This window comes from Ancylobacter sp. 3268 (genome assembly GCF_031456575.1).
Taxonomy (GTDB): Bacteria; Pseudomonadota; Alphaproteobacteria; order Rhizobiales; family Xanthobacteraceae; genus Ancylobacter.
Genome location: NZ_JAVDUX010000013.1, coordinates 1 through 19,995, shown reverse-complemented (window position 1 = coordinate 19,995; position 19,995 = coordinate 1). Strand labels below are relative to the sequence as shown.

Here is a 19,995-nt window from a genome sequence, read left to right as displayed (position 1 = left end):
ACGATCAGGCCCGTCCGGGCCAGCTCCATTACAGGGCGCGTGAGGATGCTAGAGAGCGGCCCTCGCGGACCGCGCGCCGCGGTGACGCTTCAGCCGACGACGTGTCGAGGCCGCGGAACGCCGCTTGTCGGCGCCGGCTCGTTCCGAGCTGACCGCGCGCTTCTGCCTCGCCATGTGCCGCCGGCCGGGTCGTTCGCGACCGCGGCTACCTGTTCGGTCGAGGAATGGACGACACCAGAGTGATGACACGTCAGCCGGCATGGGCGGATCGGGCACCGAGCGGGATTTCCCGCCCGGCGCGTGACCGCCGGATGTCGGCGCCGCGTCGTTCGCGCCCCGCATGCGAGGCTGCTCGTCCTCCTGGCCCGTTGTCGCCCCCCGCTTACAGGCACGCTTTTCGCCGTCCGGCCGCGCTCGCGCCGCCGACGCCGCCGTGCCCCCATATGAGAGTTCAATGGCCAACAAGATGCTCATCGACGCCACCCACCCGGAGGAGACCCGGGTCGTGGTGGTGCGCGGCAGCCGAGTCGAGGAATTCGACTTCGAGGCCGCCAACCGCAAGCCGCTGCGCGGCAACATCTATCTCGCCAAGGTCACGCGGGTAGAGCCGTCGCTCCAGGCCGCCTTCATCGAATATGGCGGCAACCGGCATGGCTTCCTCGCCTTCAGCGAGATCCATCCCGACTACTACCAGATCCCGGTCGCCGACCGGCAGGCCCTGCTTGCCGAGGAGGAGCGCCAGCAGCGCAAGGACGCCGAGGAAGAGAACGAGGAACGCCCCCGCGGCCGCAGCCGTCGCGGCCGCGACGAAAAGGCGGGCGCCAAGCGTGCCGCCGGCGACGAGACGGTGAGCGAGGACGCTTCCACGGAGAGCGCCGCCACCGACGCCGAGGGTGACGAGCCCGTCTCGCGCCCCTCCCGCCGGCCGCGCCGGCCTTCCGCCGATGACGAGCCGACCGGCGAGGTCGAGGAAATCGCCGGCGAGGAGGAGGTCGTCGAGCAGGTCGGTTCCGACGACGCCCTCGAGGAAGTGCCGGAACGGGCGCCGCAGCGCCGTGCCCGCACCTACAAGATCCAGGAAGTGATCAAGCGCCGGCAGGTGATGCTGGTGCAGGTCGTCAAGGAAGAGCGCGGCAACAAGGGCGCGGCGCTCACCACCTATCTCTCGCTCGCCGGCCGCTATTCGGTGCTGATGCCCAATACCGCGCGCGGCGGCGGCATCTCCCGCAAGATCACCTCGGCCGAGGACCGCAAGCGGCTCAAGGAGGTCGCCTCCGACCTCGACGTGCCGGAGGGGATGGGCATCATCCTGCGCACCGCCGGCGCCAGCCGCACCAAGACCGAAATCAAGCGCGACTTCGAATACCTGCTGCGCCTGTGGGAGAACGTACGCGAACTCACCCTCGCCTCCACCGCCCCGGCGCTGGTCTATGAAGAGGGCTCGCTGATCAAGCGGTCGATCCGCGACCTCTACAACAAGGACATCGACGAGGTCCTGGTCTCCGGCGACGAGGGCTATCGCGAGGCCAAGGACTTCATGCGCATGCTCATGCCGAGCCATGCCAAGAACGTGAAGCCCTATCGCGAGCAGCAGCCGGTCTTCGCCCGCTTCGGGGTGGAGAGCCAGCTCGACGCCATGTTCCTGCCGGTGGTGCAGCTGAAGTCCGGCGGCTATCTGGTCATCAACCCGACCGAGGCGCTGGTCTCGATCGACGTGAACTCGGGTCGCTCGACGCGCGAGCACAATATCGAGGACACGGCGCTGAAGACCAATCTGGAGGCCGCCGAGGAGGTGGCCCGCCAGCTGCGCCTGCGCGACCTCGCCGGTCTCGTCGTGATCGACTTCATCGACATGGACGAGAAGCGCAACAACCGGGCGGTCGAGCGCAAGCTCAAGGAATGCCTGAAGAACGACCGCGCGCGCATCCAGCTCGGCCGCATCTCGCATTTCGGCCTGATGGAGATGAGCCGCCAGCGCATCCGCACCGGCGTGCTGGAGAGCTCCACCGAGGTCTGCCCGCACTGCGGCGGCACCGGCCATGTGCGCGCCTCCTCTTCCGTCGCGCTGCAGCTGCTTCGCGCCGCCGAGGACATGCTGCTCAAGTCGAACACGCACAACCTCGTCGTGCGCACCCGCGCCGAGAACGCGCTCTATGTGCTCAACCACAAGCGCGCGCACCTGCATGAGCTCGAGACCCGCTTCGGCGTGCTGATCACCATCTCCGCCGACCCGACGCTCACCGGCCTCATCCCCTTCGCCATCGACAAGGGCGAGGCGGTGCTGAACCCGATCCCGCTGCCGCGCCCGAGCGAGCCGGTGGTGGAGATCGAGGACGAGATCGCGATCGTCGAGGACGAGGAGGAAGAGGCCGTGGAGGTCGAGAGCGCCGCAGCCCCGGCTGCCCCTCAGGCTCCGGCCGAATCCGGCGAGGCCGCACCGCAGGGCGACGGCAATCGCCGTCGCCGCCGCCGTCGCCGCCGCCGTCGGGGTGGTGGCGCCAATGGCGACAATCCCGGTTCGGCCAGCGATGGCGAGATGGGTGGCGTTGAGTTCGAGGGTGACGACGAGGACGGCGAGGAAGCCGTCGGCGAGGGTTGGGCGGTCGGCGTGCCGCCTGCCGAGGCGCAGGTAATCGCTGCCGCCCCGGTCGAGGGCGAGGCGGCGGTGGAAGCGGCTGCGCAAGCCGGCGAAGCCGCAGCCGAGGCTCCCGCCGCCGAGACGCTCGCCGTCGAAGGTGCGGTGACGGAAGTTCCCGCAGTCGAAGCTCCCGTGGACGAGGCCGTCGTGGTGGAAGCTTCCGCCGAGGCTGCACCGGCCGAGGACGCGGCGTCCAAGCCGCGTTCGCGCGCCCGTCGCCCCAGCACCCGCCGCCCGCGCGCCGACAAGGCCGCGGCTCCGGCCGAGGCCGGCGGCAGCGAGGCGGCGTCGGCCGATGCGGAAGCTCCGGTTGCGGAAGCGGCGCCGGTTGCCGCCGAGGCGGAAGCCCCGAAGCCGCGCCGCCGTCGCTCGACGGTGCGCGAGGCTGCCCCGGTGGCGACGGAAGCGGCGGCGGAAGCATCGGCGCAGCCGGTCTCCGCTCCGGCCGAGCCGGTGGCTCCGGCGGCGGAAGCGCCCGCCCCGGCGGCCGTGACGCGCGAGGACACCGAGACGGCCACCCCGACCGACGCCGCGACCGACGCGCCGGCCGATGATCGTCCGCGCCGCACCGGCTGGTGGCAGCGCAAGATCTTCGGCAGCTGAGCGGCCGCCCGCTTCTCAAACATCAAACCCCGGTCCGCCGACGCGGACCGGGGTTTTCTTTTGCCGTCCCGTCGGCGGCAACGGAGTCCCTTGCCGCCGGCCTCGTGTCTCCGCTGCACTCTTTTCCGGCCGCCTACCCCCAGCGCAGGAAGGCGCCGATCCGCTCCACCGCCAGCGCCATCTCGCCCAGCGCTCCGGCATAGGAAAAACGCAGATATCGATGGCCGCGATGCGGGTCGAAATCGACCCCCGGCGTCGCCGCCACTCCCGCCTCGTCGAGCAGCCGACGGGCGAAGGCCGCCGAATCGTCGGTGAAACGCGAGACATCGGCGTAGAGATAGAAGGCACCGTCCACCGGCAGGAACTCCGGCAGCCCCACCTTGGGCAGTTCGCGAGTCAGCAGCAGCCGGTTGGCCTCATAGCCGTGCTTCACCTCCTCCATCTCGGCGGCACCGTCGAAAGCCGCCTCCGCGGCGACCTGCGATAGGGTCGGCACCGAGATCATCAGATTCTGCTGCAGGCGCTCCGCCGCCCGCACCAGCGGCGCCGGCATCACCATCCAGCCGACGCGCCAGCCGGTCATGCAGAAATATTTCGAGAAGGAGTGGATCACCGTCGCGTTGGGCGAGATCGCCGCTGCGGTGGTGGCGGGAAAAGCGTAGTCGAGGCCGTGATAGATCTCGTCGGAAATGAAGCGGATGCCCTCCGCCTCGGCGGTGGCGATCAGCTCGGCAAGCGCCTCCGGCCGCATCATGGTGCCGGTCGGATTGGCCGGGCTCGCCACCAGCACGCCCTTGAGCGGCGCCTGCCGATGCGCCGCGATCAGCGCTTCGGGCGTGATCACCCAGCGCGAGGCGGCGTCGGTCTCGATCAGCACCGGCTCGCAGCCGAGCGCGGTGAGAATGTGCCGATAGGGCGGATAGCCGGGATTGGCGATCGCCACCCGGTCGCCCGGCTCGAACAAGGCCAGGAAGGCGAGCAGGAAACCGGCGGAGGAACCCGTCGTCACCACTACCCGCGCCGGGTCGAGATCGACGCCATAGGCGTCGCCATAGTGCCGGGCGATGCGCGCCCTCAGGCCGGGCAGGCCGAGCGCCGTGGTGTAGCCGACCCGCCCCTCGTCGAGCGCCCGCCGCGCCGCCGCGCGGGCGGACATCGGCGCGGGGGCGGCCGGCTGGCCGACCTCCATGTGCACGACATGACCGCCCGCGGCCTCGATCTGCGCCGCCCGCTCCATCACGTCCATCACGATGAACGGCGCGATGTCGCTGCGCCGGGAGGGACTGGCGAGCCGCGCCGCCGCGGCGTCGAGGGTGGTGGAGGACGAAAAAGCGCCGGTCATGGATGGGGTCTCGTCATGTCGCCGCACCGGTGCCGCAATCTGCGGTTCGTGTGCGACCCTGCGTTTAAACGAAGATGATGCACGCCGCTCTTGACCCCGGCTCGGAGAGCGGGTCAGGTCGCGGCACCCGCATGCAGCCGATGGATGATGCTTCTGACCCGCCTTGACAACCCCCCGCTTCGGCGGAGCCTGACGAAACACGGGTCTGCCGGAGCCGCCCGCCGCCTTGCATCGGCGGTGGGCACGCTGTCGTTGGCGCTGGCGCTCGCCATCCCGCCGGCCCTCGCCCCCATCGCGTTCCCGCCCACCGCGCTGGCGCAGCAGAACGCGCCGCGCCGCTCACCGACCACCATCCGCGACACCGAGATCGAGAACCTGCTGCGCGACTACATGCGGCCGATCTGGAAGGCCGCCGGCCTGACGCAGCAGAACCTGCGGGTCGTGATCATTTCCGATCCCTCGTTCAACGCCTTCGTCATGGACGGCAAGCGGATCTTCGTGAACACTGGAGCCCTCGCCAGCAGCGAGACGCCCAACGAGATCATCGGCGTTCTGGCGCACGAGACCGGACATATCGCCGGTGGCCATCTGGCCCGCATGCGCCAGGAGCTGGAGAACGCCCAGACCATGGCGATCATCGGCACGCTGCTCGCCGCCGGCGGCGTGGCGGCCGGCATGTCCTCGGGCGCCAATATGGGCGGCGCGGCGGCGGCGCTCGCCGGACCGCAGGAAATCGCCCGCCGCTCGGTGCTCGCCTATGCCCGCGCGCAGGAGCAGGCGGCGGACCGGTCGGCGGTCACCTATCTCAACGCGACCAAGCAGTCGCCGGTCGGCATGGTGAAGACCTTCCAGCGCATGCAGAACGACCAGATGTTCATCAGCCAGCGCGTCGATCCCTATGTGCTGAGCCATCCGATGGCGCGCGAGCGCGTCGCGGCGCTGGAGGATCTGGTCGCCAAGAGCCCCTACAGGGATGCCAGGGATTCGCCGGAGCTGCAGGCGCGCCACGACATGATGCGCGCCAAGCTGGTCGGTTTCTCGCAGCCGCCGGACGCGGTGGCGCGGCGCTATCCCCCGTCCAACACCTCGCTGCCGGCGCGCTATGCCCGCGCCATCTCGGCCTATCGCTATGGCGCTGTGCCCGATTCCATCCGCCAGATCGACGCGCTGATCGCCGAACAGCCGAGCAACCCCTATTTCTACGAACTCAAGGGCCAGGCCCTGCTGGAAGCGAGCCGCGCCCGCGAGGCGATCCCGCCGCTGCGCCGGGCGGTGCAGCTGTCGAACGGCGCCCCGCTCATCCGCACCCTGCTCGGCCAGGCGCTGGTGGCGGCCAATGACAAGTCCTCGCTCGACGAGGCGGTGCGCGAGCTCACCTTCGGCGTGCAGCGCGAACCGGATTCGGCATCCGGCTGGCGCTTCCTCGCCCAGGCCTATGGGCAGAAGGGTGACCTGCCGAATGCGGACCTCGCCTCGGCACAATCCACGCTGCTCACCGGCGATGTCCGCCTCGCCCGCGAACTGGCCGCCCGCGCCCGCCAGGCCTTTCCCTATGGCTCGCCCGGCTGGCTGAAGGCGGACGACATCGTGAATCTCAAGCCGCCGCCCAAGCCGATCCGGCGGCAGACGCCGTGATCGGCACGCCACCCCACCTTCCCGTGAAAGCCGCATTTCTGGAGACCCTCATGTCGCCGACTTCCCCCTTCCGCCGCGCGGCGCGCCGCCTGCTCGCGGCCAGTTTCGCGGCGAGTTTCGCGATCGGCATCGCGCTCGGCATCGGCGCCACGCCGGCCTCCGCGCTGGACGATGCCCAGCGCAAGGAGTTCGAGAGCGTCATCCGCGACTACCTGCTGAAGAACCCGGAGGTGATCCAGGAGGCCATCGGCGAACTGCAGAAGAAGCAGGCCGTCGCCGCCGACCAGCAGCGCAAGCAGGCGATCGCCCAGCTGAAGCCGCAGATCTTCGATTCGCCGTACGGCGTGGTGGTCGGCAACCCGAAGGGCGACGTCACCCTGGTGGAGTTCTTCGATTACAATTGCGGCTACTGCAAGCGCTCGCTGCCCGACCTCATCCAGCTGATCGAGAACGACCCCAAGCTCAAGGTGGTGCTGAAGGAATTCCCGGTGCTCGGGCCGGGCTCGGTCGAGGCGGCGCAGGTGGCGGTCGGTGTCAAGCTGGTCGCGCCGGAGAAGTACCTCGCCTTCCACAAGGCCCTGCTCGGTGGCCGCGGGCAGGCCAACAAGGCCCGCGCGCTGGAGGCCGCCGCCGAAGCCGGCATCGACCGTGCCGCGGTCGAGAAGGCGATGACCCGCCCGGAGGTCAACGCCGCGCTGCAGGAGAGCATGCAGATCGCCGATGCGCTCGGCATTGACGGCACGCCGAGCTATGTCGCCGGCGATGCGGTGATCATCGGCGCGGTTGGCCACGACCAGCTGAAGGGCACCATCGATTCCGTGCGCAGCTGCGGCAAAGCCGCCTGCTGACACCCTCCCGCCAGCCGCTCCGGTTGCGGCCGGGGGCGGTTTTCCCACAGTTACGCGCGGGCAAGCGGGCCGCAGGGGCCAGGGCAAACCGTTAGGGGCTTGGCCTCGGGCGAGCCTTTGCCTATAACCCCGCGGTCCTGCCGGCTTCCGCCGGCCGGGCCGTCACTCGGGACACCATGACCGATACCATCCAATCTGGCACCGTTCACGTCATCAACGGACCGAACCTCAACCTGCTCGGCACGCGCGAGCCGGCGATCTATGGCCATACCACGCTCGCCGACATCGAGGCGCTGAGCCGTGCGGCCTGCGAGCGCCACGGGCTCGCCCTCGTCTTCGGACAGTCCAACCATGAGGGTGAGTTGGTCGAGATGATCCACGCCGCGCGGGGGGCGCTCGGCGTGGTGCTGAATGCGGCGGCCTATACCCACACATCGGTCGCGCTGGCCGACGCCATAAAGGCGGTCGGCGTCGCGGCGATCGAAGTCCATCTGTCAAACGTCTTTGCCCGCGAGGCCTTCCGCCACCACTCCTACATTTCGTCGGTCGCCCGCGGGGTGATCTGCGGCCTGGGGAGCGAAGGCTATCGGCTCGCGATCGACGCGCTGGCCGCAAGCCGCGTAAAGGCTGCCACGTAACTCCGGCCGCGTGAGTTGAGGGAGACGGGCAAGCACCGTCACGGGATCATGATGAAAACGACCAAACCCGCCATTGACCCCGCGCTGGTGCGCGAGATCGCCAACCTTCTCTCCGAGAGCGACCTCACCGAGATCGAGGTGCAGCACGAGGATCTGCGCATCCGCGTCGTCCGCGCCGCTCCCACCGTCTATGCCGCCCCGGTGGCGCCGGCCTATGCGCCGGCCGCCCCGGCGGCACCGGCCCTGGCGGCCGCCCCGGCGGCGAGCGTGGCGCCGGTCTCGGCCGATCCGGCCAAGCATCCCGGCGTGGTGCCCTCGCCGATGGTCGGCACCGCCTACCTCTCGCCCGAGCCCGGCGCCCGCGCCTTCGTCGATATCGGCTCGGTGGTGAAGGAGGGCCAGACCCTGCTCATCGTCGAGGCGATGAAGACGATGAACGCCATTCCCGCGCCCCGCGCCGGTACCGTCACCCAGATTCTGGTGAATAATGGTCAGCCCGTCGAATATGGCGAGCCGCTCGTGATCGTCGAGTGAGGAAGCCGATGTTCGGCAAGATCCTGATCGCCAATCGCGGCGAGATCGCCCTGCGGGTGCTGCGCGCCTGCAAGGAGCTCGGCATTGCCACCGTCGCGGTGCATTCCACCGCCGACGCCGACGCCATGCATGTCAAGCTCGCCGATGAGAGCGTCTGCATCGGTCCGGCGGCCGCCAGGGACAGCTACCTCAACATCCCCGCCATTCTCGCCGCCTGCGAGATCACCGGCGCCGAGGCAGTGCATCCGGGTTACGGCTTCCTGTCCGAGAATGCCCGCTTCGCCGAAATCCTCATCGATCACGGCGTGAAGTTCATCGGGCCCAAGCCCGAGCACATCCGCATCATGGGCGACAAGATCGAGGCGAAAAGGACCGCCAAGGCGCTCGGCATTCCCTGCGTACCCGGTTCCGAAGGCGGCGTCTCCACCGATGAGGAGGCCGCCCGCGTCGCCGCGGAGATCGGGTTCCCGGTGCTGATCAAGGCCGCGGCCGGCGGCGGCGGACGCGGCATGAAGGTCGCGCGCTCGCTCGAGGAGCTCTCCTCGGCGCTGTCGACCGCCCGCTCGGAAGCGCGGGCCGCCTTCGGCGACGACGCGGTCTATATCGAGAAGTATCTCGGCACGCCGCGCCACATCGAGATCCAGGTCTTCGGCGACGGCCGCGGCAATGCGGTGCATCTCGGCGAGCGCGACTGCTCGCTGCAGCGCCGGCACCAGAAGGTTCTCGAGGAGGCCCCCTCCCCGGTGATCACGCCGGAGCAGCGCGCCCGCATCGGCGGCACCGTCGCCAAGGCCATGCGCGACATGCAGTATCTCGGCGCCGGCACCATCGAGTTCCTGTATGAGAACGGTGAGTTCTATTTCATCGAGATGAACACCCGCATCCAGGTGGAGCATCCGGTCACCGAGGCGATCACCGGCTTCGACCTGATCCGCGAGCAGATCCGCGTCGCCGCCGGCGAGACGCTGAGCTTCGCCCAGGAAGACGTGATCCTGCGGGGCCACGCCATCGAGTGCCGCGTCAACGCCGAGCATCCGCGTACCTTCCGCCCCTCGCCGGGCAAGCTCGCCTATTGGCACGTGCCGGGCGGCCTCGGGGTGCGCATGGATTCGGCGGTCTATCAGGGCTACGCGATCCCGCCCTATTACGACAGCATGATCGGCAAGCTGATCATTCATGGCCGCGACCGCACCGAGTGCCTGGCACGTCTCAAGCGGGCGCTGGACGAGTTTGTGGTCGAGGGCATCGAGACCACCCTGCCGCTGTTCCGCGAATTGGTGGTCAATGACGACATCAAGCGCGGCGCCTATGACATACACTGGCTCGAAGCCTTCCTCGCCGAAGGCGAGCCGGCCAGTTGAACCCCGCTGAAGGCGCCCTCGGGCGCCTTCACTCTTTGCGAGCCGGGCCGGCGCAAGCCTTCACACCTTCGTTCCACTGCGTCATGCTGCACGCATGTCACGCCCGCGCGAACAACAGGTCGAAATCACTCCGGAGGTGCTGCTGAAGGCCTATGCCTGCGGCATCTTCCCCATGGCGGAAAGCGCGGACGACCCCGGCCTCTACTGGATCGAGCCGGACAAGCGCGGCATCATCCCGCTCGACAGCTTTTCCATCTCCAGCCGCCTCGCCCGCACCGTCCGCTCGGACAGGTTCGAGATCCGCATCGATCATGATTTCGAGGCGGTGATGCGCGGCTGCGCGATGCCGGCGCAGGGGCGCCCCTCCACCTGGATCAATGCCCGCATCCACAAGCTTTATTGCGACCTGCACGCGCGCGGCTATTGCCACTCGGTGGAGGCCTGGCAGGACGGCGCGCTGGTGGGCGGGCTCTATGGCGTCAGGCTCGGCCGTGCCTTCTTCGGTGAGAGCATGTTCCACAGCGCCCGCGACGCCTCCAAGGTCGCCCTGGTGCATCTGGTGGCGCGGCTGAGAAGGGGCGGCTTCACGCTGCTCGACACCCAGTTCGTCACCGACCATCTGCGCAGCTTCGGCGCCATCGAGGTGACGCGCCAGCGCTACACCGCGCTGCTTGCCCAGGCGCTGCAGGGTGGCGAAGCGGATTTCTACTGCTGGGGGCCGGGTGAAGCGATCACCGGCGCCGACTGCTTGCAGTCGATCAGCCAGGCGTCATAGATCGGGTGCTCGATGCCGTGCAGGCCGGGGCTGGAGGCAAACATCCAGCCGCCGAACAGCGGCTTGATCTCGCCATCGAGCGCGATCTCCTGCACCTCGACGAAGCCGGTAGTGTTCTGCGTCTCGTTCTCCGGCCGGGTGTAGCAGGCGCGCGGGGTGATGCGCAGCGCGCCGAACTGCACCGTCTCGCCCACCGCGGCGTCGAAGGTGATGATGCGGCCGGTAATCTTGTCGAGACCGGAGAACACCGCCGTCTTGTTGGCGATCTTCTGCGCCGGCGGCTGCACTACCTCGATATCGCCCTGCGGGCCCACCGTGGCGCTGCCCGGCACTTCCGGCGGCGGCGCGGCGGGGGCGCGCGGTTCCTCGGCGCGAGGCACCTCGCCGCCGGTCGGCGGCTCCATGATCGAGGGCACGCCGGGACCGCCCGGCAGCGGCGAATCGGGGTTTTCCACCGGCCCGCCGGTCGGCGGGGCGAGCGGCGCCGATTCGACCCCGCCCTGCCAGCCCTGCTGGGCGAGGGCCGGCCCGCCCGACAACAGGGCGAACGCGAGCGCGAAGGTCGGCGGGATGGCAAATGCGCGCCAAAGCCGGGAGCGCCGCGGCGCGGCGGTCGAAACCGAAGTCATGATGCAGCCTCTATCGGCGCCGCCCGCAGCGCGGCCCGCCCGTCGGCAGATGGCGAGGCAATGCGGCGATGTAGGGGCGGCCGCGTGATACGGCGGCTCACAAACGCGCGCAGCGCCACCGCGCCGGCTTCGCTCACTCCGGGGTCCAGGCCCGGTAGTCGCCGGTCACCGCCGGGCGGTGGCCGAAGCCGAGCGTCGAGCCGGCGGGCCGGTAGGCCTCGGTGGTGCCGGTCGGGTTGGCGCGGTGCGGCTTCTCCCACTCGTGCGCCTTGTAGCTTTCCCGGCTCGGCGGCACGTCGGAGCGCTGGTGCATCCAGGCGTGCCAGCCGGGCGGGATCGCCGTCGCCTCGGCATAGCCGTTGAAGATCACCCAGCGCCGCTCGAAGCCGAGGGCCGGGTCGATGGCGCCGCCTTTGGTCCGGTAATACTTGTTGCCGAACTGGTCTTCGCCGACGAACTCGCCGTACCGCCAGGTGTGGACGCGGGTCCCGATGGTGTTGCCGTTCCACCAGGTGAAGAGTTCGGTGACGAAGGTCGAGAGATTCACGGGCTGCGTCCCTGAAGGCCGAGAAGGGCCGAGAGCTGGATTGGCGGGAACATGCCACCCGCGCCGCCGCCTGTCCAGACAAGGAGCGGCGTACCGTGGCGTCAGGCCGCTGTGCCGCGCGCTTCCGTGGCAAAATAGCCGAGCGCGGCGAGCATGGCGAGGATGCCCGCCGCCGTCACCGCGTACCAGCCGCCGAGCACATAGAGCGGGCTGGCGATCGCCGAGCCCAGCGCCCCGCCGAGGAAGAACAGCGCGATATAGAGTGCGTTCAGCCGCGAGCGGATCGCCGGATCGAGCATGAACAGCGCCCGCTGGCCGAAAACCAAATTGGCGGCGGCCGCAAGGTCGAGCACCACCGCGCCGATCACCAGCGCCGCCACCGAGCTATACGCCACCCCGATGGCGGCAATCGCGAAGCCGACAGCGGCGCCGGCGAGCGCCAGAGCGGTGCCGAGCCGGGAATGGCCGCGATCGGCCAGCCGCCCCGCCAGCGAGGAGCCGAACACCCCGGCCGCGCCGGCGAGGGCGAACAGCGCGATGCCGCTCTGGTCGAAGCCGAAGGCCGGCCCGGCGAGTTCCAGCGGCACCGCGGTCCAGAACAGGATGAAGGCGCCGAACATCGGCATCTGGTAGGCGATGCGCCGGCGCAGCACCGGCTGGGTGCGCAGCAGCGTCGGAAAGGAGCCGAGCAGCGCCCACAGGCTGAGCCCTCCCTGCGGCCGGCGCGGCGGCAGCATCAGGCGCAGTCCGCCGGCCAGGGCCAGCATCAGCACCGCCGAGGCAAGAAAGACCGCCCGCCAGCCGAACCAGTGGGCGATAAGGCTGGCGGCTGGCCGCGCCAGCATGATGCCGGCCATCAGCCCGCTCACCACATTGCCGACCTTACGCCCGCGCTCCTCCGGCCGTGCCAGATGCGAGGCGAACGGCACCGCCACCTGCGCCACCACCGAGCCGAATCCGAACACCGCCGCCGCGCCGGCGAACACCAGCGGCGAATGCGCGCCGGCCGCGGCGATCAGCCCGGCACAGGCGCACAGCAGCACCAGGCCGAGCAGCCGGCGATTCTCGATCGCGTCGCCCAGCGGCACCACCAGCAGCAGGCCGGCGATGTAGCCGATCTGGCCGAGGGTGACGACGAGGCTCGCCACGCTTTCGTCGAGGCCGATATCGGCGCTGATCAGCGCGATCAGCGGCTGGGCGTAATAGAGATTCGCCGCCCCGGCCCCGGCCGCGAGGGCGAGAAGGAAAAAGGTGAGGTCGCTGGCGGTCCCATGGGGCCGCTCGATCGCTCCGTTCATCGGTGCTCTCCGGTAGGAGGGGCGTTGTGCGGCGCGGGAGCGCATCTGTCCACCGCCACCGGCGCAAGGCCGTCATGCACGGACGCAACGGAAAGGCGGGCGGGTCTACTCACGGGCGTCATGAGAAGCGGTTAGAATCGCTAGCGAGACCCTTTCCCCACTTTTCTCGCTATCCAGTACAAGCCTCGATCGGTCCGCCTCCGCGCTGGACTCCCGCGCCGAATCCGCGCTCGATAAGGCCTTCGGGGGTAGCTACCGGCTTCACCTCACCCGATATACAATATCTAGACGGTTTGTTTACGAACGCCCCATATCTTGACGCGGTCAAGTGACTCGTACAGGTTGATGTCGTTCCCGATTGGTCGGCCTTCACGTCGGCTTGGGACGTCTCAACCCAGTCAATGTGTTCTCGCGGCGGCAACGCCGGAGCGCTTCCGCGCGTCGTCTTGCGGGTTGAAGTTCGAAATTCACGGGAACGATAGACGCCGGCTGGCGGTCGTCCCCTTCGAGACAGCGGGCCTGGATACGGTTCCAGGCCTCATCGATACAGCGCGGCGGCACGGGGCCGCGCCTTGAGCGAGTTGGGGACGAAGATCATGCGCATCGAGCGCCGCTACACCAAGGCCGGCCAGTCACCCTATGCGGACATCGCGTTCCGCACCGCGACGAGCGAAATCCGTAATCCGGATGGCTCCATCGTCTTCCGCCTGGAGGGGATCGAGGTGCCCGAGCACTTCTCCCAGGTGGCGAGCGACATTCTTGCGCAGAAATATTTCCGCAAGGCGGGCGTGCCGGCCCGGCTGAAGCGCGTCGAGGAGGAGACCGTCCCCTCCTTCCTGTGGCGCGGCGCGGCCGACGACAAGGCGCTCGCCGCCCTGCCCGAGAAGGAACGCCTCATCGGCGAGACCGATGCCCGGCAGGTCTTCGACCGCCTGGCCGGCACCTGGACCTATTGGGGCTGGAAGGGCGGCTATTTCGATTCGGAAGACGACGCGCAGGCCTTCTTCGACGAGCACCGCTACATGCTCGCCATGCAGATGGCGGCGCCGAACTCGCCGCAATGGTTCAACACCGGCCTGCACTGGGCCTATGGCATCGACGGCCCCGGCCAGGGCCATTTCTATGTCGACTATGCCACCGGCAAGCTGACCCGCTCGAAGTCCTCCTACGAGCATCCCCAGCCGCATGCCTGCTTCATCCAGTCGGTGGGCGACGACCTCGTGAACGAGGGCGGCATCATGGACCTGTGGGTCCGCGAGGCGCGCCTGTTCAAATATGGCTCGGGCACCGGCTCCAATTTCTCGGCGTTGCGCGGCGAGGGCGAGAAGCTGTCCGGCGGCGGCCGTTCCTCTGGTCTCATGTCCTTCCTCAAGATCGGCGACCGCGCCGCCGGCGCCATCAAGTCCGGCGGCACCACCCGCCGCGCGGCCAAGATGGTGGTGGTCGACGCCGATCATCCCGACATCGAGACCTATATCGACTGGAAGGTGAAGGAGGAGCAGAAGGTCGCCGCGCTGGTGGCCGGCTCCAAGCTCGTCGCCAAGCACATGAAGGCCGTCATGAAGGCCTGCGTGAACTGCGAGGGCGATGGCGACGACTGTTACGACCCGGAGAAGAACACCGCCCTGAAGCGCGAGATCCGCGCCGCCAAGAAGGCGCAGGTGCCGGAGAACTATATCCGCCGCGTCATCCAGTTCGCCCAGCAGGGCTATAAGGACATCGATTTCCCGGTCTACGACACCGACTGGGATTCCGAGGCCTATCTCACTGTCGCCGGCCAGAATTCCAACAATTCGGTCCGCGTCGACGATGCCTTCCTCAACGCGGTCGGCGCCGATGCCGACTGGAACCTGGTCGGCCGCACCACCGGCAAGGTCACCAAGACGCTGAAGGCCCGCGAGCTGTGGGAGAAGATCGGCCACGCCGCCTGGGCCTGCGCCGATCCCGGCATCCAGTTCCACACCACCATCAATGACTGGCACACCAGCCCGGCCGGCGGCCCGATCCGTGCGTCGAATCCGTGCTCGGAGTACATGTTCCTCGACGACACGGCCTGCAACCTTGCCTCGCTGAACCTGCTGCAGTTCCGCAATGCGGATGGCACCTTCAACGTCGAGAGCTACGAGCATGCCTGCCGCCTGTGGACGGTGGTGCTGGAAATCTCGATCCTGATGGCGCAGTTCCCCTCGAAGGAGATCGCCAAGCTCTCCTTCGAGTACCGCACCCTCGGCCTCGGCTACGCCAATATTGGCGGCCTCTTGATGACCTCCGGCATCCCCTATGATTCGCCGGCCGGCCGCGCCTATTGCGGCGCGCTGACCGCGATCATGACCGGCGTGTCCTACGCCACTTCGGCCGAGATGGCGAAGGAACTCGGGCCGTTCCCGAACTACGCGCCGAATGCCGAGAACATGCTGCGCGTCATCCGCAACCACCGTCGCGCCGCCTATGGCGAGGCCGGCGGCTATGAGGCGCTCGCCACCAACCCGGTGCCGCTCGACCACGCCTCCTGCCCCGAGCCCATCCTCGTCGAGCGCGCCAAGGCGACCTGGGACCAGGCCCTCGCGCTCGGCGTCGAGCACGGCTACCGCAACGCCCAGACCACGCTGCTGGCGCCCACCGGCACCATCGGTCTGGTGATGGACTGCGACACCACCGGCATCGAGCCCGACTTCGCGCTGGTGAAGTTCAAGAAGCTGGCCGGCGGCGGCTATTTCAAGATCATCAACCGCGCCGTGCCGGAGGCGCTGCGCACGCTCGGCTATTCCGAGAGCCAGATCGCCGAGATCGAGGCCTATGCGGTCGGCCACGGCTCGATCGCCCAGGCCCCGGCGGTCAACCATTCGACCCTGCGGGCGAAGGGCTTCGACGACGCCACGCTGGCGAAGATCGATGCCGGCGTGAAGTCGGCCTTCGACATCAAGTTCGTGTTCAATCGCTGGACGCTCGGCGACGAGGCCCTGGCGAAGCTCGGTGTCCCCGCCGACAAGCTGGCCGATCCCGCCTTCGACCTGCTTGCTTATCTCGGCTTCTCGAAGAAGGATGTCGAGGCCGCCAACATCCATGTCTGCGGCGCCATGACGCTGGAAGGCGCGCCCTTCCTGAAGCCCGAGCACTACCCGGTGTTCGACTGCGCCAATCCCTGCGGGCGCATCGGCAAGCGCTTCCTCTCGGTGGAGAGCCACATCCGCATGATGGCGGCGGCGCAGCCCTTCCTCTCGGGCGCGATCTCCAAGACCATCAACATGCCGAACGAGGCCACCGTCGAGGACTGCAAGGAGGCCTACCTGCTCTCCTGGCGCCTCGCCTTGAAGGCGAACGCGCTCTATCGCGACGGCTCCAAGCTGTCGCAGCCGCTGAACTCCCAGCTCGTCGCCGATGACGACGAGGAAGAGGATGCGGTCGAGGCACTGTTGGAGAAGCCCGCCGCCGCCCGCACCACCCAGATCGTCGAGAAGGTGGTGGAGAAGATCGTCGAGCGCATCGTCGCCGTGCATGAGCGCGAGAAGATGCCGGACCGCCGCAAGGGCTACACCCAGAAGGCGGTGGTTGGCGGCCACAAGGTCTATCTGCGCACCGGCGAATATGATGACGGCCGGCTCGGCGAGATCTTCATCGACATGCACAAGGAAGGCGCGGCGCTGCGCTCCTTCATCAACAATTTCGCCATCTCGGTGTCGCTGGGCCTGCAATATGGCGTGCCGCTGGAGGAATATGTCGACGCCTTCACCTTCACCCGCTTCGAGCCCGCCGGCCCGGTGCAGGGCAACGACACCATCAAATACGCCACCTCGATCCTCGACTACATCTTCCGCGAGCTGGCGGTCTCCTATCTCGGCCGCAACGATCTCGGCCATGTCGATCTGAGTGAGTCGAATTTCGACGCGCTCGGCAAGGGCGTGGACGAGGGCAAGGCCTCGCCGGCGGCGACCCCGGCCTCGCGCATGGTCTCCAAGGGACTGACGCGCGGCCGTTCGGTCGGGCTGATGGTGGTGCCCTCCTCGGCCGTGGGCAGCGAGACCCGCTCCGCCGGCAGCGCGCACGGCTCGGCGGTGGCCGGCTCGGCGGTGAACGTCACCAGCCTGCGCGGCGGCCTGACCCAGGGCGCCACGGCGCTGAAGCCGGAGTTGGAGGACGAGGCGGAAGCGGCTGGCGAGACCGATGCGCTGCAGTGGTCGGCCCCGGCGGCAAGCGCGGCCCAGCCGAGCAAGGCCGAAGCCCGCGCCATCGCCCGCGCCAAGGGCTATGAGGGCGAGGCCTGCCCCGAGTGCCAGAACTTCACCATGGTGCGCAACGGCACCTGCCTGAAGTGCGAGACCTGCGGCTCGACGACCGGGTGCTCGTGAGCTCCTCACGGCGGCGGCGTGGCTGCACCCATCGCCGCCAGCATCGCGACGATACGAAAAGGCCGGATCCACTGATCCGGCCTTTTGCATGCTTTCTGGCCCGCGCCGGGGAGCCGCCTCACGTGCTTAGCCCGCGTGCCCCACCGGCGCGATCAGCGTGGCGGCCATCAGCATGATCGGAGCGCCGCGCGGGCACCCGCAGCCACCGGCACGTCGGCCGAAGACGCGCAAGACGCTCCGAAAGGTCAGCCCTCCCCGTCTCGACATCCCCCTCCCCCTCGTCCACCCTGCCGGTCTTTCGACAAGCACCCCGACCGGAGGTCCCGATGTCCGATGCTCTCTCCCCCGCCGCGAAGCACTATTCCGGCGGCTGCCATTGCGGCGCGGTGAAGTTCGAGGTGAGCCTCGATCTGGCCGGCGCGATCGCCTGCAATTGCTCCATCTGCTCGGCCAAGGGGCTGGTCCTCGCCTTCGCTCCCGCTGATGCCTTTCGCATCACCGCCGGCGAGGAGCGGCTGAACGAATACCGCTTCAACCGACACGTCATCGGCCACATGTTCTGCGACACCTGCGGCGTCGAGCCGTTTGCGCGAGGCCAGCTGCCGGACGGCACGCCGATGGCGGCGGTGAATATCCGGGCGCTGAAGGCGATCGACCTCGCCGCTGTCACCCCGGTGCCCTATGATGGCCGCGCGGCCTGACGCGCAGAGCCTGGCGTGATAGGCCAAGCCCCCGTTCATTCCATCCTGGGCCGAAACCGTCGCCGATCATGCCAGGGCAGGCGGCGGCATCGGCGGATATCCGAGAGCACCATGGTCGAGATCCCGACCCTCCTCACCCCGCGGCTCCGGCTGCGCGGCTATCGCCGCGACGACTTCGACGCCTATGCGGCGATGTGGAGCGAGGCCGCCGTCATCCGCTTCATCGGCGGCACGCCGCTGCCGCGGGAGGCGGCCTGGAGCCGGTTCCTGCGCCAGATCGGACTCTGGTACCATCTCGGTTTCGGCTTCTTCGCTGTCGAGGACCGCGAGACCGGCGCCTTCATCGGCGAAGCCGGCTTCCACGATCTCAAGCGGGCGATCAGCCCGTCGATCGAGGGCACCATGGAGGCCGGCTGGGCGCTGGCCGGTGCGGCGCAGGGCCGGGGCCTGGCGGAAGAGGCAATGCGCGCGGCGCTCGACTGGGCGGCGCGCCACGGCACCGGCGAGCGCATCACCTGCATCATCCATCCCGAGCACACCGCCTCGCTGCATGTGGCCGGCAAGCTCGGCTTCGCCGCCTGCGGCAGCGGCACCTATCAAGGCCATCCCATGACCCTGCTGGAGCGCCCGCGCGTCCCCGTCACCCACAGCTAGATTGCGCCGCACGGCGGGGCCTGCCATGGCCGGTGCAACGCCGCCCGCTCCCCATGCCGCCGGCGAGGCCGCTCCGGTGATTCCCGCGCCGACGAAAAAAGCCGCCTTTGCCGGTTGGGCAAGGCGGCTTTTCCGTGTCGCTCGGGCGATGGTGGTCGCCCGCGCGAAATCAGCTCACTTGGAGTCAGCTCACATGGAGATTGACGGCCGAGGTCTTGCCCGAGCGCTGATCGGTCTGCAGCTCGAAGGAGAGCTTCTCGCCATCGCGCAGGCCCTGCAGGCCGGAGCGCTGCACGGCGCTGATGTGGACGAACACGTCCTTGCCGCCGTTGTCGGGCTGGATGAATCCATAGCCCTTCTGATCATTGAACCACTTAACGGTGCCGGTCTGGGTCGACATAGAGGGTAGTCTCTCGCCTAAGGTTACAGTGTGCGGCCGCGGCCGCTTTACGAATTTGGAAGAAAATCGGAACGCGCACCGGCAACCGCAGGTGGAACGACCCAGTAGTTCGCCCAAAGTCGGTGGAGAGACTAGACGGAATGACCGGCAATGCAAGTGTCTCCGCTGCCAACCGCCCGTTCCAAGAAAGAAAACCGCCGCTCCGTAAGGAACGGCGGTAATCTATCGCGGATCAAGCGTTCCGGTCCCGGATGGAGAGAGGGAGACCGGAAACGATTGCAGTCAGAGCGGGCGCAGATTGACCGCGGAGGTCTTGCCCGAGCGCTGGTCGGTCTGCAGCTCGAAGGAGAGCTTCTCGCCATCGCGCAGGCCCTGCAGGCCGGAGCGCTGAACCGCGCTGATGTGGACGAACACGTCCTTGCCGCCGCTATCGGGCTGGATGAATCCATAGCCCTTCTGCTCGTTGAACCACTTCACGGTGCCGGTATCAGCCATCGATAAAACCTTCGGAAGACGATGTTATTACATGCACGCCGGATGCTGGGCGGCAACCGTGCGTTCGCCACGCTTAGACAGGCTGACAAACCGTCCGGACGCCGGACGGTCCTTTAGCCAAACGAGACTGCGCACAGGATGGTCACGATTATGGCTTTTGCACGGCAGAAACCGCCGCAATCGCGCCACAAATGCCGATCCGCCACCGCAATCACGGTGATGCACCCGCACCACCCGCCCGTCGGACTGCCGGAGAGGGCAAGCAGAGCCGGGCGTGGCGGTTGCGGTCGGAGTGGGCGCCGATCACGGCACCGGTGACGCCGCCGACAAGGTCGCCGGCGGTGACGCGGTTCTGTCCGCGGCGGCCCGTTCGTCCGGCTCGCCGCGGCGAGCCGGATGAACGGAAAGCACTCACGAAGCCTCGTCGGTCTCCTCAGCCCTGCGCCCTGCGCCGCGGGGCCTGCTCCTTGGGGCGGGGAGCGTCAGGCCTGGGCCTCGACGACGGCGATGGCGGTCATGTTGACGATGCCGCGGGCGGTGACGGAGGGGGT

At 68.5% G+C, this 19,995-nt stretch carries 16 protein-coding genes; 10 read left to right on the top strand and 6 right to left on the bottom strand.

The window, feature by feature from the left end:
• Positions 1 to 454: 454 nt before the first annotated feature.
• Positions 455 to 3,241, top strand: a complete 2,787-nt coding sequence (locus J2X65_RS18140; RefSeq protein ID WP_310203704.1) for a ribonuclease E/G — start codon at positions 455 to 457, stop codon at positions 3,239 to 3,241.
• 133 nt (positions 3,242 to 3,374) lie between these two features.
• On the opposite strand, the gene J2X65_RS18135 is transcribed toward J2X65_RS18140, so the two are convergent.
• Complete coding sequence (locus tag J2X65_RS18135) at positions 3,375 to 4,583, bottom strand: aminotransferase class I/II-fold pyridoxal phosphate-dependent enzyme (protein WP_310203701.1); 1,209 nt, start codon at positions 4,581 to 4,583, stop codon at positions 3,375 to 3,377.
• Between the two features lie 144 nt (positions 4,584 to 4,727).
• On the opposite strand from J2X65_RS18135, the gene J2X65_RS18130 reads away from it, so the two are divergent.
• The 6 genes from J2X65_RS18130 (at position 4,728) to aat (ending at position 10,374) form a co-directional block, all read left to right on the top strand.
• Positions 4,728 to 6,218, top strand: a complete 1,491-nt coding sequence (locus J2X65_RS18130) for a M48 family metalloprotease (RefSeq protein ID WP_404977747.1) — start codon at positions 4,728 to 4,730, stop codon at positions 6,216 to 6,218.
• Positions 6,219 to 6,268: 50 nt separating this feature from the next.
• Positions 6,269 to 7,066, top strand: a complete 798-nt coding sequence (locus J2X65_RS18125) for a DsbA family protein (RefSeq protein ID WP_310203694.1) — start codon at positions 6,269 to 6,271, stop codon at positions 7,064 to 7,066.
• Between the two features lie 176 nt (positions 7,067 to 7,242).
• Positions 7,243 to 7,704, top strand: coding sequence for a type II 3-dehydroquinate dehydratase (gene aroQ / locus J2X65_RS18120; protein WP_310203693.1), 462 nt, complete (start codon positions 7,243 to 7,245; stop codon positions 7,702 to 7,704).
• Between the two features lie 51 nt (positions 7,705 to 7,755).
• A complete protein-coding gene (gene accB, locus J2X65_RS18115) occupies positions 7,756 to 8,238 on the top strand; it encodes an acetyl-CoA carboxylase biotin carboxyl carrier protein (RefSeq protein ID WP_310203689.1) in 483 nt (160 codons plus the stop codon).
• 8 nt (positions 8,239 to 8,246) lie between these two features.
• Positions 8,247 to 9,599 (top strand): acetyl-CoA carboxylase biotin carboxylase subunit, encoded by a 1,353-nt coding sequence (accC, locus tag J2X65_RS18110; RefSeq protein ID WP_310203685.1) that lies wholly within the window; start codon positions 8,247 to 8,249, stop codon positions 9,597 to 9,599.
• Positions 9,600 to 9,693: 94 nt separating this feature from the next.
• Positions 9,694 to 10,374: a leucyl/phenylalanyl-tRNA--protein transferase gene (gene aat / locus J2X65_RS18105; RefSeq protein ID WP_310203682.1), complete on the top strand. Its 681-nt coding sequence runs from the start codon at positions 9,694 to 9,696 to the stop codon at positions 10,372 to 10,374.
• On the opposite strand, the gene J2X65_RS27005 is transcribed toward aat, so the two are convergent.
• The 3 genes from J2X65_RS27005 to J2X65_RS18090 form a co-directional block, all read right to left on the bottom strand.
• Positions 10,305 to 11,003 carry a DUF2155 domain-containing protein gene (locus J2X65_RS27005; RefSeq protein WP_404977746.1) on the bottom strand — a complete coding sequence of 233 codons (699 nt, stop codon included), beginning with the start codon at positions 11,001 to 11,003 and terminating at the stop codon, positions 10,305 to 10,307. The genes aat and J2X65_RS27005 overlap by 70 nt on opposite strands.
• A 133-nt stretch (positions 11,004 to 11,136) precedes the next feature.
• Positions 11,137 to 11,550, bottom strand: coding sequence for an NADH:ubiquinone oxidoreductase subunit NDUFA12 (locus tag J2X65_RS18095; RefSeq protein WP_310203679.1), 414 nt, complete (start codon positions 11,548 to 11,550; stop codon positions 11,137 to 11,139).
• 101 nt (positions 11,551 to 11,651) lie between these two features.
• Positions 11,652 to 12,848 (bottom strand): MFS transporter, encoded by a 1,197-nt coding sequence (locus J2X65_RS18090; RefSeq protein WP_310203676.1) that lies wholly within the window; start codon positions 12,846 to 12,848, stop codon positions 11,652 to 11,654.
• Positions 12,849 to 13,444: 596 nt separating this feature from the next.
• On the opposite strand from J2X65_RS18090, the gene J2X65_RS18085 reads away from it, so the two are divergent.
• The 3 genes from J2X65_RS18085 (at position 13,445) to J2X65_RS18075 (ending at position 18,549) form a co-directional block, all read left to right on the top strand.
• Positions 13,445 to 17,194, top strand: coding sequence for a vitamin B12-dependent ribonucleotide reductase (locus tag J2X65_RS18085; RefSeq protein WP_310203674.1), 3,750 nt, complete (start codon positions 13,445 to 13,447; stop codon positions 17,192 to 17,194).
• Between the two features lie 326 nt (positions 17,195 to 17,520).
• Positions 17,521 to 17,895 carry a GFA family protein gene (locus J2X65_RS18080; RefSeq protein ID WP_310203671.1) on the top strand — a complete coding sequence of 125 codons (375 nt, stop codon included), beginning with the start codon at positions 17,521 to 17,523 and terminating at the stop codon, positions 17,893 to 17,895.
• Positions 17,896 to 18,006: 111 nt separating this feature from the next.
• On the top strand, positions 18,007 to 18,549 hold the full coding sequence (locus tag J2X65_RS18075; protein ID WP_310203667.1) for a GNAT family N-acetyltransferase: 543 nt from the start codon (positions 18,007 to 18,009) through the stop codon (positions 18,547 to 18,549).
• Between the two features lie 184 nt (positions 18,550 to 18,733).
• Here the strand turns inward: J2X65_RS18075 and J2X65_RS18070 are convergent, their stop codons facing one another.
• Together J2X65_RS18070 and J2X65_RS18065 are read right to left on the bottom strand one after the other, a co-directional pair.
• On the bottom strand, positions 18,734 to 18,949 hold the full coding sequence (locus tag J2X65_RS18070) for a cold-shock protein (protein ID WP_213363278.1): 216 nt from the start codon (positions 18,947 to 18,949) through the stop codon (positions 18,734 to 18,736).
• Between the two features lie 282 nt (positions 18,950 to 19,231).
• Complete coding sequence (locus tag J2X65_RS18065; RefSeq protein WP_213363279.1) at positions 19,232 to 19,444, bottom strand: cold-shock protein; 213 nt, start codon at positions 19,442 to 19,444, stop codon at positions 19,232 to 19,234.
• Between the last annotated feature and the right edge of the window lie 551 nt (positions 19,445 to 19,995).

Bases quoted from the DNA above. Each gene is read 5' to 3' on its own strand.
- J2X65_RS18125 (WP_310203694.1), top strand. From the start codon at position 6,269: ATGTCGCCGACTTCCCCCTTCCGCCGCGCGGCGCGCCGCCTGCTCGCG.
- J2X65_RS27005 (WP_404977746.1), bottom strand. From the start codon at position 11,003: ATGACTTCGGTTTCGACCGCCGCGCCGCGGCGCTCCCGGCTTTGGCGC.
- J2X65_RS18140 (WP_310203704.1), top strand. From the start codon at position 455: ATGGCCAACAAGATGCTCATCGACGCCACCCACCCGGAGGAGACCCGG.
- J2X65_RS18080 (WP_310203671.1), top strand. From the start codon at position 17,521: ATGTCCGATGCTCTCTCCCCCGCCGCGAAGCACTATTCCGGCGGCTGC.
- J2X65_RS18075 (WP_310203667.1), top strand. From the start codon at position 18,007: ATGGTCGAGATCCCGACCCTCCTCACCCCGCGGCTCCGGCTGCGCGGC.
- aroQ (WP_310203693.1), top strand. From the start codon at position 7,243: ATGACCGATACCATCCAATCTGGCACCGTTCACGTCATCAACGGACCG.
- accB (WP_310203689.1), top strand. From the start codon at position 7,756: ATGAAAACGACCAAACCCGCCATTGACCCCGCGCTGGTGCGCGAGATC.
- J2X65_RS18070 (WP_213363278.1), bottom strand. From the start codon at position 18,949: ATGTCGACCCAGACCGGCACCGTTAAGTGGTTCAATGATCAGAAGGGC.
- aat (WP_310203682.1), top strand. From the start codon at position 9,694: ATGTCACGCCCGCGCGAACAACAGGTCGAAATCACTCCGGAGGTGCTG.
- J2X65_RS18090 (WP_310203676.1), bottom strand. From the start codon at position 12,848: ATGAACGGAGCGATCGAGCGGCCCCATGGGACCGCCAGCGACCTCACC.
- J2X65_RS18135 (WP_310203701.1), bottom strand. From the start codon at position 4,583: ATGACCGGCGCTTTTTCGTCCTCCACCACCCTCGACGCCGCGGCGGCG.
- accC (WP_310203685.1), top strand. From the start codon at position 8,247: ATGTTCGGCAAGATCCTGATCGCCAATCGCGGCGAGATCGCCCTGCGG.
- J2X65_RS18130 (WP_404977747.1), top strand. From the start codon at position 4,728: ATGATGCTTCTGACCCGCCTTGACAACCCCCCGCTTCGGCGGAGCCTG.
- J2X65_RS18065 (WP_213363279.1), bottom strand. From the start codon at position 19,444: ATGGCTGATACCGGCACCGTGAAGTGGTTCAACGAGCAGAAGGGCTAT.
- J2X65_RS18085 (WP_310203674.1), top strand. From the start codon at position 13,445: ATGCGCATCGAGCGCCGCTACACCAAGGCCGGCCAGTCACCCTATGCG.